A 14,632-nucleotide genomic window follows, 5' to 3' on the forward strand; every position below is an offset into this window, starting at 1 on the left:
CGCGCCGCGAAAGGGCCGCAACGCGGCCCCAGGATTTGTGCATCAAGCTGATATCGCCGGGTCTGCTACGCAGCCCTTTCGCGGCACAAGGCCGCTCCTACAGGGAGGGCGATTCGCTTGCGGAAAATGTGACCCGGCTACCGATACAGTTCCTCATAATGGCCATCTCCCACAATTCGAGTCGGAACACTAGAATAGAGCCGACGCATCCATTCAGAATGCCTTTATGCCCAACCCTGTCGATCCCGAAGCGCTCGCGCAGATGCCGCTGGACGAACTCGTGGCCTGCCACGAGTGCGACCTGCTGATGCGCAAGACCACGCTGCAAAATGACGAGAAGGCCCAGTGCCCGCGCTGCGGCTACGAGCTGTATGCCCATCGCCACAACCTGATCAACCGCAGCCTGGCCCTGGTCCTGACCGCGTTGCTGCTGTACGTGCCGGCCAACTTCCTGCCGATCATGCAGTTGCACCTGCTCGGCCAGACCTCCGACGACACCGTCTGGAGCGGTGTGCTTGGTCTGTACAACTCAGAGATGCGCGGCATCGCCGTGGTGGTGTTCCTGTGCAGCATGGCCATCCCCTTGCTCAAGCTGCTTTGCCAGCTGATGGTGCTGCTGAGCATCCGCCTGGATATCGGCCGCAGCTACGGCCTGCTGATCTATCGTATCTATCACCACCTGCGTGAGTGGGGCATGCTCGAGGTCTACTTCATGGGCGTGCTGGTGGCCATCGTCAAGCTGGTCGACCTGGCCGAACTGAGTATCGGCCTGGGCCTGTTCTGCTTCATCAGCCTGTTGCTGGTGCAGGTATGGCTCGAGGTGGTCATGTCGCCGCACCAGATCTGGGTGGCCTTGTCGGGGGAGGATGTCCATGCGGGCGATTGATGCAGGCATCCTGGTCTGCAACGAATGTCACGAGCTCAATCGCCAGGAGCCGGACAGCACCTCGCAGACCTGCACCCGCTGCGGCGCGGTGGTGCATGCCCGGCGCCCGAACAGCATCGTGCGCACCTGGGCGCTGCTGATCACGGCGATGGTGCTCTACATCCCGGCCAACGTGCTGCCGATCATGACTGTCAGCGCGCTCGGCCAGGGCAGTCCGGACACCATCATGTCCGGCGTCATCACCTTGATGAAGCATGGCATGCTGCCGATCGCCGCGGTGGTGTTCATCGCCAGCATCCTGGTGCCGACCTTCAAGCTGGTCGGCATCGCCCTGCTGCTGTACTCGGTGCAGCGCCACCAGCCGCTCTCGGCGCGCCAGCGCATCCTGATGTACCGCTTCATCGAATTCATCGGCCGCTGGTCGATGCTGGACATCTTCGTCATCGCCATCCTGGTGGCGGTGGTGAATTTCGGCCGCATCGCCAGTGTCGAAGCCAATCTGGGCGCCGTCGCCTTCGCCACCGTGGTGATCCTGACAATGCTCGCCGCTTTAACTTTCGATCCCCGACTGATCTGGGACAACACGGAGTCGGATGACGACCATGAGTGATTTGCCTACGGCTAAAACCCGCCCCGCTTCGAACTGGTCGGCTATCTGGATCCTGCCGTTGATTGCCTTGGCGATTGGCGGCTGGCTGGCCTGGAAGGCCTACAGCGATGCCGGTATCGAGATCCAGGTGCGCTTCGAGAGTGGCGAGGGCATCGTCGCCAACAAGACCGAGGTCATCTACAAGGGCATGTCGGTGGGCAAGGTCGTCGCCCTGGTGCTGGATGACAAGGGGGAAAACCGCGGGGTGGTCGCCACCATCGAGATGCGCAAGGAGGCAGGGCCGCACCTGACCAAGGGCACGCGATTCTGGCTGGTGAAGCCAAGCGTCAGCCTGGCGGGCATTACGGGACTGGAGACGCTGGTGTCGGGTAACTACATCGCCGTCGATCCGGGGGAGGGCGAGCAGACCAAGCGTTTCACCGCGCTCAAGGAGGCCCCGCCGCTGTCCGATAGCGAGCCGGGTTTGCATCTTGTCCTCAAGGCCGAGCGCCTGGGCTCGCTCAATCGTGACAGCCCGGTGTTCTACAAGCAGATCCAGGTGGGCCGGGTGAAGAGCTATCGCCTTTCCGAGGACCAGGGCACGGTGGAGATCAAGGTGTTCATCGCCCCGGCCTACGCCAGCCTGGTGCGCAAGCACACGCGGTTCTGGAACGCCAGCGGGGTCAGCATCGACGCCGACCTGTCCGGGGTCAAGGTGCGTACCGAGTCGCTGTCGAGCATCGTCGCCGGCGGTATCGCCTTTGCCACGCCGGAAAACCGCAAGGACAGCCCGCCCACCGATCCGAGCCTGCCGTTCCGCCTGTACGAAGACTTCGACGCCGCCCAGGCCGGCATCCGGGTCAAGGTCAAGCTCAGTGACTTCGAGGGGCTGCAGAAGGGCCGCACGCCGGTGCTGTACAAAGGTATCCAGGTGGGAACGCTGAAGGAACTGAAAGTCGAAGGCGACCTCTCCACTGCCATGGCCGAGCTGACCCTCGATCCGCTGGCCGAAGACTACCTGGTCGAAGGCACCCAGTTCTGGGTGGTCAAGCCGTCCATTTCGCTTGCCGGCATCACCGGCCTCGAGGCGTTGGTGAAGGGCAACTACATTGCCGTGCGCCCGGGTGAGCCAGGTGCCAAGCCGCTGCGCGAGTTCGAGGCGCGCCCTAAGGCGCCGCCGCTGGACCTCAAGGCGCCAGGCCGGCACATGGTGCTGTTCGCCGATACCCTGGGCTCGCTGGAAGTGGGCAGCCCGGTGATGTATCGCCAGGTGCGCGTGGGTAGCGTGCAGAGCTACCAGTTCGCCCGCAACAGCAAGCGCATCCTGATCGGGGTGCACATCGAGAAGGAATACGAGAACCTGGTCAACGGCTCCTCGCGCTTCTGGAATGCCAGTGGCATCACCCTGACCGGCGGTCTCTCGGGGATCCAGGTCAAGAGCGAGTCGTTGCAGACGCTGATGGCCGGTGGCATCGCCTTCGATACGCCGAAACCGGATGTGCCGCTCAAGCGCCGCATTCCGCGTTTCCGCCTGCATGAAAGCCAGGATGCGGCCAACCGTGCCGGTACCCTGGTCACCATCCGCGTGGAGCGCGCCGAGGGCCTGAAGCCGGGCACGCCGATCCGCTTCCGTGGGCTGGATGTGGGCAGTGTCGAGAGTGTCGACCTGACCGCCGACCTGCAGGCCGTGCTGCTCCGTGCACGAATCACCCAGGCGGCCGAGCGCATCGCCCGCGCCGGTACCCAGTTCTGGGTGGTCAAGCCGGCCTTGGGCCTGGTGCGTACCCAGAACCTCGACACGCTGATCGGCGGCCAGTACCTGGAGGTGCTGCCGGCGCTCAAGGACAAGGGGCCGCAGCGTGACTTCATCGCCTTGAGCGATGCGCCGGAAGTGAAAGGCGAGGAGGTCGGCCTGCCACTGACCCTGAGCGCGGCACGCCGTGGCTCGATCAAGCCGGGCGTGCCGGTGACCTACCGCGAGGTCACGGTCGGCAGGGTCACCGGCTTCGAGCTGGGCCAGACCGCCGACCGGGTACTTATCCACATCCTGATCGAGCCGCGTTACGCCGGGTTGGTGCGCGGCGGCAGCCGCTTCTGGAACAGCAGCGGCTTCGGCTTCGACTGGGGCCTGTTCAAGGGCGCCACGGTGCGCACCGAGTCGGTGGAGACCCTGATCGAGGGTGGGATTGCCTTCGCCACGCCGGATGGCGAGCAGATGGGCAACCCGGCGCGACCGCAGCAGACCTTCGCCTTGTTCGACAAGGCCGAGGATGCCTGGCTGGAGTGGGCACCGAAGATCCAGATCGGCAAGTGATGCATGCCGGGCCGCCCGTCTGGGTGGCCCGGCTGTGCGGGAGGGCGCGCGCCAGCCATGAAACCCATTCACCTCACCCTGGTCTGCCACGCCCGCACCGAGGCGCAGCGGGTTGGCCGCTTCGCGTTCGATGACGAGCCGCTGCGTGATCCTCCGGCACCGCTATCGACAACTGCCCGTTGCCTCACCGCGCCGGAGCTGCGTGCCCGGCAGACGGCCGAGGGCCTGAACGCGACTGTCGATGAGGGGCTGCGCGACTGCGACCTGGGCAAGTGGAAGGGCCTGCCTCTCAAGCAGCTGGACGAAGACGCCCTCCAGGCCTGGCTGTCCGACCCGCATGCCACGCCGCATGGCGGTGAGTCGATCGCCGCCTTGTGCGAGCGCGTCGCCATCTGGATGGACAGCGCCCTGTTGCCTGGCCAGTGGCTCGCCATCACCCATCCCTTTGTCATCCGCGCGGCGATGCTGCATGCGTTGGCTGCGCCCCTGGCGTCCTTCCAGCGGATCGATGTGCCGCCCCTGGCCGAGGTGCGCTTCAGCCATTGCGGCCAGTGGCGCTTGCAACTGGCTTAACGGCGAATCAACGCCGGTACGGCGCGGATGTAGATCAACTCGCTGACCAGCTCCACCAAGGTCTGGGTAATCACCGCCGCCGCCGCCAGCGCCCGGATCGGCTCCGGCAATGCCAGCGCCAACGGCAGCACCACCAGCGAATTGCGCGTGGCGGCACTGAAAGTCACCGCCCGGGCCTCGCCTGTGGATAACCGCAACAGCCGCGCCGCGAGCAATCCGAGCAGCGGTGCCAGCAGGGCGAAGCCGGCATACACCGGCAGCACCGGCAGCAGGTCGTCGAGACGGGTGGCCACCACGCCGATCTGCGAAGCGATCACCACCACCAGTACCAATGCCATGGCCGGCACCGGCAGCCAGGCCCAGGCATCGTTCCACTTCGCGACCAGGGTCGAGCGCCGCGCCCCGGCGCTGCTGGCGACAGCCAGCAACAGCGGCAGAACGATCAACAGCACGAACGCCTCGATAAAGGGCACCAGCGAGATTTCCACGCTACCGGCGCCTTCGAGCATCAGCGCCAGGTACAAGGGCAGCAGCGCCAGTTGCACCAGCAGCAGCACCGGCGTGGCGGCAAGGGTCAGGCGCGAGTCACCTTTACCGATATGGGTGAACACCACCACGTAGTCGATGCAGGGCGTCAGCAGCACCAGCAAGGCGCCGACCAGCACGGCGGGGTGTTCGACCAGGCCACGAGTGCCGGCCCACACCAACAACGGCACCAGCACGAAGTTGGCCAGCAGCAGCGCGCCCATGAAACGCCGCTTGCCCAGGCCCGCGCGCAGGTCGAGGAAAGGGATCTGCAGGAACATCGCGTACATCAGCACGGCGATGGCCGGGGTCACCAGCGCCGCCAGTGGGGCGGCGGCGCCCGGTGCCAGCAGGCCGAGGGCGGCGGCCAGCGCCACGGCGACAAAATAGAAGGGGATCTGGTTGCGTTCGAGTTGATCTCTGTCCACGGTGTCCTGGCATTTCCGACTGATTTGCTGGGTTGGGCAGGGTACTATCTGGCGCAGTCCATAGGGAGTGATTCGATGCGAATTCTAGTGGTCGGTGCGAGCAAGGGATTGGGACGGGCGCTGGTACAGGGCCTGGGTGGCGTAGGCGATACGCTGGTCGGTGTATCGCGCACCCGGCCGGCGGCGTTGCCGGGCGCGGTACGCTGGATCGAGGCCGACCTCGGCCAGCCGCGCCAGGCCGCCGCGATCATCCACGAGGCGGTGGCCGGGGACGGGCTGGATGTGCTGGTCTACAACGTCGGGATCTGGGAGGCGCGGGCCTTTGACGAGGGCTACAGCTTCCTCGACGACGACGAGGCGCAGATCGAGCGCATGGTCGACACCAACATCACCGCGCCGCTGCTGTTGATCAAGCGCCTGCTGCCGGTACTGCTGCAGAGCCCCCGGCCACGGATCATTCTTACCGGTTCGACCTCGGGCCTGCCTGGTAGCGGGCGGCCAGAGGTGACTTTTGGCGCCAGCAAGTTCGGCCTGCGCGGCATTGCCGAGGCGCTGCGCGAAGGCTTCCGCGACCAGGGCCTGGGCGTGAGTTGCCTGAACCTCGGCTACCTGAACACCGAGGACGGCCTGGATGTGCCGCTGGCCCAGGCCGAGCGACGCGGGGAGGGCGCGCTGATCCCTGTGCACGATGTGGTGCAGGTGTGCCGGATGATGCTGAGCCTGTCATCTTCCAGCTACGTGCGTGACATCACCCTGCCGGCGTTGCGCGACGAACGCTTCTAACCGCGTTTGACGCCAAAGGGGCGCAGTCGCCCCTTTGGCCCAGGCTACCTGGAGCGATCGACTGGGCGGCTCAAAGCGCCCGGTCGGTCTCGTTGGTCTCCAAGGGCTTGCGCAGATCGCGCAGGCTCCGCGTCACCGCCCCGGTATTGCACTTGGCCGCCGCCTGTTCCGGCGTCATGTCGCGGATGGTGCGGTAGAACAGCTCGCAGGTCTGCTTCTTCTGGGTCACCTGCCACTTGCTGGTGCAGGCCTGCAGGGTGAGCTTGGCGTCGGCCTGCGGGTTGCGGCCCATGCCGGCCTGCCAGCAGGCGGCGGAGAGGTCCTGGCCCATCATCTTCAGGCCCGCGGCGTCGGCCTTGTCCTGGTCGCCGTCGTAGCTTTTCGGGTCGGCGGCGTACCAGATCGCGCTCGGATGGTTGGCGCCGAGCACGGGCACCTTGGCGCTGTCCGGCTCCGGCGCGATGCTGACCAGCCCCAGCACGTTGACCTTCGGCCCGTACTGCTGCTGGATCCACGCCCGCACCGGCGCGCCGAAGGCGACCATCGGCAAGGCGGTCTTGCCGTCGTGGGTGAGGGCCACTTCCTTGACCATCCGCACCTGGTAATCGTTGAAGTAGCTGTACACCCCTTCCAGGTCCTTGCCCGCGCTGGCCGGCGCGGCGATCGGGGCGATATCGACGATGGTCTGGTAGGCCGGGGTCTGGGTGGCCTCGACGCCGTTGAAGGTCAGAAGCTCTGCCCAGCGGTCGGTGGTGTTGGACTTCAGGTAGTCTTGATAGCGGGTCAGCGAGTAGTCCGGCGGGAAGTGCAGCAGCTCGACGCTGCGGCGGTTCTCCAGGGCCATTCCCAGGGGCAGGAACAGGTACCAGCTGTAGTCCCAGCCGCCTTTCTGGTTGAGGCGGGTGGCGCCCTGGTAGGCCAGTTCGCCGCTGTCGAGCAGCTTGCGCAAGGGTTCGGTATAGCTGGCCGGCACGCCGGTGATGCTGGCGTGCAACTTGTCGTTGTCGCGGTTCACCGTGACCTTGGCGTTGGCGTAGCCATCGCGCTGCACGCTCTGGGTGAGGTAGTGCTCGACAGTCTTCTCGAGTGTCCAGTCGCGGTAGCAGATCACGTTGCAGTTGTTGGGGTAGGCGAACAACCGGGTGACCCGTTGGGCGTCGCCCAGGTCGATCTGCGCGTCGGCCATGGCCAGGCCGCTGAAGGCGAGGGCGGCCAGGCCCGATACAGCAATCTTGTGCATGCTTAACTCCTTGTCAGTGGCCGCCAGGACGGCGGGCGCGCCCATGGTGGACGAAGAGGTGGGGGAATGAAAAGCGCCAGGACATGGCTATTGGCTAGCGCGTTGATCGGGCTCGGTGCAGTCCAGGCCGATGAGCGTGATGTGTGGATGTTCGCCCAATGGGCCGGGGATCACGAGAACCGCAGGTTTCGTGAAATGCTGGTGGACGCCCGGCTGTATGGCGTGGTGCCGATCCATCAGTTGCTGCGCTCGGCCTCGGACTGGCGCCAGTGCAAGGCCTCGCCCTTCGCGGTGGCGCCAGCGAGCCATTGGCCGGCGGTGCGCTCGACGCTGGCCTTGATCCAGACCCTCGACCGGCAGGGCATCCTGCGTCAGTTCGAAGTGGTGTCGGCCTACCGCGATCCCCGGCTCAATGCCTGTGCCGGCGGCGCACCGAGCAGTGCGCACATGCGCGCCTTCGCCGTCGACCTGCTGCTGCCACGCGGGGTCGACCCGAGCCCGCTGTGCCGCTTCTGGCAGCAGCACGGCCAGGCCTGGAACATGGGGCTGGGCCGTTACCCTTCGGGGCGCATCCATATCGACACGGCCGGCTATCGCACCTGGGGCGGTGACGGCAGGGCCGGTTCGTCGTTCTGCAGCAAGCCCAGATGAGCCAGGCAGGCCCGGCACTCGTCACCGACCCACTGCGCGAAACACTGGCGCTTGCTGCCGTCATCCAGTGGCTGCGGGCTGAGCAGGTGGTAGCCGGAGCCATCGCGCAGGAAGCCGTACGGCGCCTGTAGCTGACCGTTGTCCAGTTCGTCACGCACCATCAGCGCCGAGGCGATGGCCATTCCCATGCCCGCGCTGGCGGCCTGGATCGACAGGTAGAAGTGCTCGAAGTCGCTGCGCGCCGTTTGCCGGAAGTCCTGGCCGCTCAGGCGCAGCCAGGTGGCCCAGGCGTCGGGGCGGGTGGCGCTGTGCAGCAGGCGCTGGCCCTTGAAGCCCGGCGTGGCGACCGGGCCGATCCATTCATCGCAGATCCTCAGGCTGTGCAGCTGGCGGTCCCAGTGGAAGTCATCGCGGCGCAGGGCCAGGTCGATGCCGCCGCGGGCGAAATCCACCGGCCCGCCGGCCGCCACCAGGTGCAGTTGCAGGTCGGGGTGCCGGGCATGGAAGCGCGGCAGGCGCGGAATCAGCCAGCGCATGGCGATGGTTGGCTCGCAGGACACCACCAGCACGTTGTCGTGGGCTTGCTGGTGCAGGCGCTGCACGGCGCCCTCCAGTTGCTCGAAGATCGCCTGGGTGGTGGCCTGCAGGTCGCGTCCGGCGCGGGTGAGGAAGATCGCCCGGTTGCGCCGTTCGAACAGTTCCACGCCGAGGCTTTCCTCGAGCAGGCGCACCTGGCGGCTGACGGCGCCGTGGGTGACGTGCAGGTGCTCGGCAGCGCGCACGAAGCTTTCGGTGCGGGCGGCGATGTCGAAGTAGCGAAAGGCGGTGAGGGGGGGCAGTTTCATGACGTTGTTGTCCTTGCCGGCCATTTCGCGGGTAAACCCGCTCCCACAGGTTTATCACCGATCTTGACCTTCATGCCGAGCCTGTGGGAGCGGGTTTACCCGCGAAGAGGCCAGTACAGCCTCAGAATATCTGTGAAATTAACTAGCGTATTTGCCTCACTATAAATCGATTTTTAGCAATTGATGCTGCCTCGATAATCACGGCACAAGTGAATTTTCATCGCCTATCGAGGATACCTGTTCGTGAACGAACTCATCGCCGTCGCCCTCTTCACCCTCCTTGCCGTCATCAGCCCCGGCGCCGACTTCGCCATGGTCACCCGCAGCAGTTATGCACAGGGCCGCAAGGCCGGTCTCGCGGCAGCGGTGGGCATCGCGCTGGGCGTGCAGGTGCATGTGCTGTACACCGTGCTCGGCATCGCCGTGATCATCAGCCAGAGCCCGACCCTGTTCCTGGCCATGAAGGTGGTGGGGGCGGGCTACCTGGTGTACCTGGGCTACAAGTCGCTGACCAATACCACGCGTATAAGCCTCGACGGCCTGGCGCACAGCGAGACAAATGTGGCGAGCGCCTTGCGTACGGGCTTTCTGACCAACGCGCTCAACCCCAAGACCATGCTCTTCGTGGTCAGTGCCTACACCCAGGTGGTGCAGCCCGGCAGCCCGCTGGCGCTGGACTTCGCCTATGGCGCGTTCATGTCGTTCGCCCATTGGGTGTGGTTCAGCCTGGTGGCGGTGTTCTTTTCCAACCACTTGCTGCGTCGGGCGATGATCGAGCGGCAGGTGGTGGTCGACCGGGTCATCGGCGTGGCGTTGATCAGCCTGGGGCTGGCCGTGGTGGTGGCAGGCGTGAAGTAGCTTTTTCGCAGGCAAAGAAAAAGGGCTTATCTTTCGATAAGCCCTTTTAAAAGGTGGTGGCTACACAGGGACTTGAACCCCGGACCCCAGCATTATGAATGCTATGCTCTAACCAACTGAGCTATGTAGCCAACTTGGCGCGCATTATTAGCTCGAATCGCGATCCTGTCAACAACGTTTTTAAAAAAAATTGCCAACCTTTCAAAAACTTAGCCGGGAAGGGCGCATCAGCGCACGATCAACCAGTGGCCGAGCAGGTTGTGCAGGCGCAGTTGCTGGTCGGCGGCCAGGCGCTCGAGGCTCTGCGCCGGGTGGTCGAGGTCGAAATCACCGCTGACCCGCTGGTAGGCGGCCTGCTCGTTCAGCAGCCAGACGCGCTGGCCACGGTAATCGGCCAGGCGCTCCAGCACCTCGCTCAACGGCAGGTTCCTGGCCATCAATTGGCCGTTGCGCCAGGCATCGGCCAATTTGGCATCGATCTTCTCGACCGGGTTGATGCGGCTTTCGCTGAACGTCACCCGTTCGCCGGCATTGACCAGGCGTTGGTCGCCACCCTGCAACACCGCAGCCTTGCCGCCGAACACCACCAGTTCGTCGTGGTCAGCATGGCGGGCGATCTGCAGGCGGGTGCCGAACACCTGGATCCGGGTGTCATCGACCTGCACCTCCATGGCCCGGCCATCGAGCATCACCTCCAGGTAGACCTGGCCCTGCACCAGCTGCAGCTGGCGGGTGCGCCCACGCAGGTCGACATTCATCGCGCTGGCGCTGTCCAGGTGCAGGGTCGAGCCATCGGCCAGGCGCACGCTGCGGCGCTCGCCGCTGTTGGTATGCAGTTCGCTGCCCAGGCGCTGCATCACGGGCCAGTAGAGCCAGGCCAGGGCGCCCACCAGCAGCAGGAACAGCAGCCCCAGGCACAGCCCGGCCCGGCTGCGACGAACCTTGGCGATGCGTGGTCGCGGGCGTGCCGCCGGCACCTGCAATTGCTGCCAGTAGGCTTCGAGCTGGGCATAGGCCCTTGCATTGAGCGGGTCCTGGCACCAGCTGGCGAATGCCTGGCGCAGGGCCTCGTCGCAGCCGGGTTGGCGCAGGCGCGAGAACCACTCCAGGGCTTCCTGCTCGGGGTCGGGCGTGGGCTGCAAGGCGGGCATCGGGCTCATGGGATCGGTCTGCTCGCAGGAGGAGGGCGGTTTTGCCCAGCGTTTACAGGGAAGAGGAGAAGGATGCTAATTATATTGAGAATTATTTACAAGTACGTGTCGCATGGAAGGCCCGGCAAAATAAAAAGGTAGCTTCGTATCTATTTGTTTCACGATAATCGGATCCCAATCCGCGGACGGACATCCAGCCCATGGCCATCAGCAGTACCACCACTTCCAGTGCCAGCAGCCCGGCAAACCAGGCCTCGCCACTGGTGATGCGCATCATCGGTTTCTGCGCCCTGGCGCACCTGATCAACGACCTGATCCAGTCGGTGCTGCCGGCGATCTACCCGATGCTCAAGGCCAACTACAACCTGAGCTTCGCCCAGATCGGCCTGATCACCCTGACCTTCCAGATCACCGCCTCGCTGCTGCAGCCGTGGGTGGGCTTTTTCACCGACAAGCGGCCCACGCCGAACCTGCTGCCGCTGGGCACGGTGTGCACCCTGGTGGGCATCGTGATGCTGGCTTTCGTCGGCAGCTTCCCGATGATCCTGCTGGCCTCGGCGCTGGTGGGCATCGGCTCGTCGACCTTCCACCCCGAGACCTCGCGCATCGCCCGGCTGGCTTCCGGTGGGCGCTTCGGCCTGGCGCAGTCGAGCTTCCAGGTTGGCGGCAACGCCGGCTCCGCCCTCGGCCCGCTGCTGGCGGCGGCGATCGTCATTCCTTTCGGCCAGACCCATGTCGCCTGGTTCGGCGTGGCCGGGCTGTTCTTCTTCGCCGTGACCCTGATGCTGCGCCGCTGGTACAAGGAGCACCTCAACCAGGCCAAGGCGCGCAAGGCAGTGCAGGCCACCCACGGCATCTCGCGCCAGCGGGTGATCCTGGCGCTGGTGGTGCTGGGCCTGTTGGTGTTCTCCAAGTACTTCTATATGTCCAGCTTCACCAGCTACTTCACCTTCTACCTGATCGAGAAGTTCCAGCTGTCGGTGGCCAGCTCCCAATTGCACCTGTTCCTGTTCCTCGGCGCCGTGGCGGCGGGCACCTTCTTCGGCGGGCCGATCGGTGACCGCATCGGGCGCAAGGCGGTGATCTGGTTCTCGATCCTCGGGGTGGCGCCGTTCACCCTGGCGCTGCCGTATGCCGACCTGTTCTGGACCACCGTGCTCAGCGTGGTGATCGGTTTTGTCCTGGCGTCGGCGTTCTCGGCCATCGTGGTGTATGCCCAGGAACTGGTGCCGGGCAATGTCGGGATGATCGCCGGGATCTTCTTCGGGCTGATGTTCGGCTTCGGTGGCATCGGCGCGGCGCTGCTGGGGTATGTGGCTGATCTGCGTGGGATCGAGTATGTGTATGGGGTTTGCTCGTTCCTGCCGTTGTTTGGGTTGCTGGCGGTGTTCCTGCCGTCCACTGGCAAGCGCTGAAAGTCGGCCAGACGCATTCTTTGTAGGAGCGGCCTTGTGTCGCGAAAGGGCTGCGAAGCAGCCCCGGCAATCTGTGCCTAAACGCGACAATCCTGGGGCCGCTGCGCAGCCCTTTCGCGACACAAGGCCGCTCCTACAGGGGGCGTGTGTAGACCCTGGCGATTGACGGCCCGGATCCGCATGGCCTAGAGTGCCGCCTCCTCAATCCCTGCGTAGTTGATGCAATGCGCCGTACCCGTAGTTTCCGCCCGCACCGCCAGCCTGTCGCCCCGACAGCGCGCCGCGCGTGGCCGAGCGACACGGTGCTCAAGCGTCGACGCAGCGTGCTGTTCGCCTTCACCTTCTCGCCACACCTTGCCCTGAACTGATCCGCGCCCCTGCATCCAGCGCCATTGCGGCGTGACTGCGGGCGCCTGCGTTCGAACATCTTTCAGCGGATTTTCCAGTCGGCCAGGGCCAGAGCCCCTGCGCGCCGGCTTGCAAGGAGTGGTACATGAACATGCGTTTGCTGGTGGGCCTGTTGTTCGCCGTGTCGGTGGTCGGTTTCAGCCTCGGGGCGAGCCTGCCACTGGTGTCGTTGCGTTTGCACGAGGCGGGGGCGGGGACGCTGGAGATCGGCATCATCTCGGCGATCCCGGCGGCGGGCATGATACTTTCGGCCTTCATGGTCGACGCCTGCTGCCGACACCTGACCCGGCGCGTCATCTACCTGCTCAGCTTCAGCCTGTGCACCCTGAGCATCGCCCTGCTGGAATGGGCCTTCGACTCGATGCTGTGGCTGGCGCTGTTGCGCCTGGGGCTCGGCATCGGCATGGGCATCGCGATCATCCTCGGCGAGTCGTGGGTCAACGAGCTGTGCCCTGAGCACAACCGCGGCAAGATCATGGCCCTGTACGCCACCAGCTTCACCGGCTTCCAGGTGCTCGGCCCGGCACTGCTGGCGCTGCTTGGCGCCGACAGCCCGTGGCTGACCGGTGTGGTCACCGTCTGCTACGGCCTGGCGCTGCTGTGCATCCTGTTCACCGTGCCCAACGACCATGTCGAGCATGGTGATGAAGGCGAGAAGAGTTTCGGCCTGGCCGGCTTCTTCCGCGTTGCCCCGGCGCTGTGCGTGGCGGTGCTGTTCTTCTCGTTCTTCGATGCGGTGGTGCTGTCATTGCTGCCGGTGTACGCCAGCAGTCACGGTTTTGCCGTGGGCGTGGCGGCGCTGATGGTCACGGTGGTATTTGCCGGCGACATGATCTTCCAGTTGCCGCTGGGCTGGCTCGCCGATCGGGTCGAGCGCACCGGGCTGCACCTGGTGTGCGGGCTGGTGGCGATGAGCATCGGTATTGCCTTGCCCTGGCTGCTGCAGATGAACTGGCTGTTGTGGCCGCTGCTGGTGGTGCTCGGGGCGGTGGCCGGGGGCATCTACACCCTGGCGCTGGTGTTGATCGGACAGCGTTTCAGGGGGCAGGACCTGGTGACCGCCAACGCCAGTGTCGGCCTGCTGTGGGGTGTCGGCAGCCTGGTCGGGCCGCTGGTCAGCGGCGCGGCGATGGACGTGGCGCCCCATGGCTTGCCCATGGCGCTGGCGCTGATGGCGGGGTTGTTCGTGTGTTTCGCACGGCAGGCGTACCGTCGGGTGGGCAGGCTGCAGGCTGCGGTGGACTGAGCGGCAGGGTAGTTCGCTGGTTGGCAGGCGTGGTGCTGGTGGGCTTTGCCCGCTCCCACACGGATCGCGCCAGATTCTAGAAATTGAGCAAGACAGTTGCTCCCACAAGTACAGCGCTCGATTCAGCGTTTGCGCGATCCTGTGGGAGCGGGTTTACCCGCGAAGGGCTGCAAAGCAGCCCCAACCAAGAGCGATGAAGCGCTAACTGACAGGCATTACGCCATGGGCCTTCTTTATATAGGCAACCCACACTTTATTGCAGGCATAAAAAAACCGACCCTAGGGTCGGTTTTTTCGACAAGAACGTCGCTTAGGCAGCTGCAGCTTCTTTCAGCGCCTTGATGTGGCCATTCAGACGGCCTTTGTGGCGAGCAGCTTTGTTCTTGTGGATGATACCCTTGTCGGCCATACGGTCGATTACAGGTACAGCCAGAACGTAAGCGGCTTGCGCTTTTTCGGCGTCTTTTGCGTCGATGGCTTTGACTACATTCTTGATGTAGGTGCGGACCATGGAACGCAGGCTGGCGTTGTGGCTGCGACGCTTCTCAGCCTGTTTTGCACGTTTCTTGGCGGAAGGTGAGTTGGCCACCGTCGAGCTCCTCGAAAGACTTTAGGTAAATAGCAAACAAAATAGGCCGCGAATCATGCCGATGAGTCGATCGGATGTCAAGGCCACTTGCAGGGTTCCGCCGAGTGGTGAGCCAACAGGAGGGAAATATT

At 64.8% G+C, this 14,632-nt stretch carries 15 protein-coding genes and 1 tRNA gene; 10 read left to right on the forward strand and 6 right to left on the reverse strand.

Translation table 11 applies throughout. The features are described from left to right. Nucleotides 1-226 precede the first annotated feature (226 nt). The 4 genes from NMG10_RS23485 to NMG10_RS23500 are packed head-to-tail and all read left to right on the forward strand — an operon-like array spanning nucleotide 227 to nucleotide 4,362. Nucleotides 227-886 (forward strand): paraquat-inducible protein A, encoded by a 660-nt coding sequence (locus NMG10_RS23485; protein ID WP_203648056.1) that lies wholly within the window; start codon nucleotides 227-229, stop codon nucleotides 884-886. Continuing rightward, the gene (locus NMG10_RS23490; RefSeq protein WP_186714227.1) at nucleotides 873-1,496 is read left to right on the forward strand and encodes a paraquat-inducible protein A; all 624 of its coding nucleotides are present in this window, start codon (nucleotides 873-875) and stop codon (nucleotides 1,494-1,496) included. The genes NMG10_RS23485 and NMG10_RS23490 overlap by 14 nt, the downstream gene beginning before the upstream one ends. Beyond that, nucleotides 1,489-3,789 carry a PqiB family protein gene (locus tag NMG10_RS23495; RefSeq protein WP_254465219.1) on the forward strand — a complete coding sequence of 767 codons (2,301 nt, stop codon included), beginning with the start codon at nucleotides 1,489-1,491 and terminating at the stop codon, nucleotides 3,787-3,789. The genes NMG10_RS23490 and NMG10_RS23495 overlap by 8 nt, the downstream gene beginning before the upstream one ends. A 57-nt stretch (nucleotides 3,790-3,846) precedes the next feature. Next, entirely contained in the window at nucleotides 3,847-4,362 is a 516-nt protein-coding gene (locus NMG10_RS23500) for a histidine phosphatase family protein (protein WP_232857382.1), read from the forward strand. Here the strand turns inward: NMG10_RS23500 and NMG10_RS23505 are convergent. Further along, a complete protein-coding gene (locus NMG10_RS23505) occupies nucleotides 4,359-5,315 on the reverse strand; it encodes an arsenic resistance protein (protein ID WP_203648053.1) in 957 nt (318 codons plus the stop codon). The two genes, NMG10_RS23500 and NMG10_RS23505, sit on opposite strands and share 4 nt — an antisense overlap. A 75-nt stretch (nucleotides 5,316-5,390) precedes the next feature. Here NMG10_RS23505 and NMG10_RS23510 point away from each other — a divergent pair, with 75 nt between their 5' ends. After that, entirely contained in the window at nucleotides 5,391-6,098 is a 708-nt protein-coding gene (locus tag NMG10_RS23510; RefSeq protein ID WP_254465220.1) for an SDR family oxidoreductase, read from the forward strand. 70 nt (nucleotides 6,099-6,168) lie between these two features. Here the strand turns inward: NMG10_RS23510 and NMG10_RS23515 are convergent, their stop codons facing one another. Next, nucleotides 6,169-7,338: a hypothetical protein gene (locus NMG10_RS23515; protein ID WP_232857379.1), complete on the reverse strand. Its 1,170-nt coding sequence runs from the start codon at nucleotides 7,336-7,338 to the stop codon at nucleotides 6,169-6,171. A gap of 66 nt (nucleotides 7,339-7,404) precedes the next feature. Between NMG10_RS23515 and NMG10_RS23520 the strand changes: the two genes are divergently transcribed. Further along, nucleotides 7,405-7,989, forward strand: coding sequence for a D-Ala-D-Ala carboxypeptidase family metallohydrolase (locus tag NMG10_RS23520; RefSeq protein WP_234561287.1), 585 nt, complete (start codon nucleotides 7,405-7,407; stop codon nucleotides 7,987-7,989). Here the strand turns inward: NMG10_RS23520 and NMG10_RS23525 are convergent. Further along, nucleotides 7,929-8,834 (reverse strand): LysR substrate-binding domain-containing protein, encoded by a 906-nt coding sequence (locus NMG10_RS23525; RefSeq protein ID WP_254465221.1) that lies wholly within the window; start codon nucleotides 8,832-8,834, stop codon nucleotides 7,929-7,931. The two genes, NMG10_RS23520 and NMG10_RS23525, sit on opposite strands and share 61 nt — an antisense overlap. A gap of 243 nt (nucleotides 8,835-9,077) precedes the next feature. On the opposite strand from NMG10_RS23525, the gene NMG10_RS23530 reads away from it, so the two are divergent. Then, on the forward strand, nucleotides 9,078-9,692 hold the full coding sequence (locus NMG10_RS23530; protein ID WP_203648050.1) for a LysE family translocator: 615 nt from the start codon (nucleotides 9,078-9,080) through the stop codon (nucleotides 9,690-9,692). A 54-nt stretch (nucleotides 9,693-9,746) separates the two neighbouring features. Here the strand turns inward: NMG10_RS23530 and NMG10_RS23535 are convergent. Next, a tRNA-Met gene (locus NMG10_RS23535) sits at nucleotides 9,747-9,823 on the reverse strand. A gap of 96 nt (nucleotides 9,824-9,919) precedes the next feature. Beyond that, nucleotides 9,920-10,852, reverse strand: a complete 933-nt coding sequence (locus tag NMG10_RS23540) for a FecR domain-containing protein (RefSeq protein ID WP_254465222.1) — start codon at nucleotides 10,850-10,852, stop codon at nucleotides 9,920-9,922. A gap of 191 nt (nucleotides 10,853-11,043) precedes the next feature. Here NMG10_RS23540 and NMG10_RS23545 point away from each other — a divergent pair, with 191 nt between their 5' ends. The 3 genes from NMG10_RS23545 (at nucleotide 11,044) to NMG10_RS23555 (ending at nucleotide 13,912) form a co-directional block, all read left to right on the forward strand. After that, complete coding sequence (locus NMG10_RS23545) at nucleotides 11,044-12,258, forward strand: MFS transporter (protein ID WP_186734724.1); 1,215 nt, start codon at nucleotides 11,044-11,046, stop codon at nucleotides 12,256-12,258. Between the two features lie 224 nt (nucleotides 12,259-12,482). Continuing rightward, nucleotides 12,483-12,626 (forward strand): hypothetical protein, encoded by a 144-nt coding sequence (locus tag NMG10_RS23550; RefSeq protein WP_173862445.1) that lies wholly within the window; start codon nucleotides 12,483-12,485, stop codon nucleotides 12,624-12,626. A 125-nt stretch (nucleotides 12,627-12,751) separates the two neighbouring features. Beyond that, nucleotides 12,752-13,912 (forward strand): MFS transporter, encoded by a 1,161-nt coding sequence (locus NMG10_RS23555; RefSeq protein ID WP_254465223.1) that lies wholly within the window; start codon nucleotides 12,752-12,754, stop codon nucleotides 13,910-13,912. Nucleotides 13,913-14,222: 310 nt separating this feature from the next. On the opposite strand, the gene rpsT is transcribed toward NMG10_RS23555, so the two are convergent. Continuing rightward, nucleotides 14,223-14,501 carry a 30S ribosomal protein S20 gene (gene rpsT, locus NMG10_RS23560; RefSeq protein ID WP_023533220.1) on the reverse strand — a complete coding sequence of 93 codons (279 nt, stop codon included), beginning with the start codon at nucleotides 14,499-14,501 and terminating at the stop codon, nucleotides 14,223-14,225. Between the last annotated feature and the right edge of the window lie 131 nt (nucleotides 14,502-14,632).

The organism is Pseudomonas sp. DVZ6 (assembly GCF_024259445.1).
GTDB classification, from domain to species: domain Bacteria; phylum Pseudomonadota; class Gammaproteobacteria; order Pseudomonadales; family Pseudomonadaceae; genus Aquipseudomonas; species Aquipseudomonas peradeniyensis.

Excerpts from the sequence above, each read along its gene's own strand:
- NMG10_RS23485 (WP_203648056.1), top strand. The coding sequence starts at position 227 with ATGCCCAACCCTGTCGATCCCGAAGCGCTCGCGCAGATGCCGCTGGAC.
- NMG10_RS23555 (WP_254465223.1), top strand. The coding sequence starts at position 12,752 with ATGAACATGCGTTTGCTGGTGGGCCTGTTGTTCGCCGTGTCGGTGGTC.
- NMG10_RS23545 (WP_186734724.1), top strand. The coding sequence starts at position 11,044 with ATGGCCATCAGCAGTACCACCACTTCCAGTGCCAGCAGCCCGGCAAAC.
- NMG10_RS23540 (WP_254465222.1), bottom strand. The coding sequence starts at position 10,852 with ATGAGCCCGATGCCCGCCTTGCAGCCCACGCCCGACCCCGAGCAGGAA.
- NMG10_RS23550 (WP_173862445.1), top strand. The coding sequence starts at position 12,483 with ATGCGCCGTACCCGTAGTTTCCGCCCGCACCGCCAGCCTGTCGCCCCG.
- NMG10_RS23515 (WP_232857379.1), bottom strand. The coding sequence starts at position 7,338 with ATGCACAAGATTGCTGTATCGGGCCTGGCCGCCCTCGCCTTCAGCGGC.
- NMG10_RS23510 (WP_254465220.1), top strand. The coding sequence starts at position 5,391 with ATGCGAATTCTAGTGGTCGGTGCGAGCAAGGGATTGGGACGGGCGCTG.
- NMG10_RS23500 (WP_232857382.1), top strand. The coding sequence starts at position 3,847 with ATGAAACCCATTCACCTCACCCTGGTCTGCCACGCCCGCACCGAGGCG.
- NMG10_RS23490 (WP_186714227.1), top strand. The coding sequence starts at position 873 with ATGCGGGCGATTGATGCAGGCATCCTGGTCTGCAACGAATGTCACGAG.
- NMG10_RS23520 (WP_234561287.1), top strand. The coding sequence starts at position 7,405 with ATGAAAAGCGCCAGGACATGGCTATTGGCTAGCGCGTTGATCGGGCTC.
- NMG10_RS23495 (WP_254465219.1), top strand. The coding sequence starts at position 1,489 with ATGAGTGATTTGCCTACGGCTAAAACCCGCCCCGCTTCGAACTGGTCG.
- NMG10_RS23525 (WP_254465221.1), bottom strand. The coding sequence starts at position 8,834 with ATGAAACTGCCCCCCCTCACCGCCTTTCGCTACTTCGACATCGCCGCC.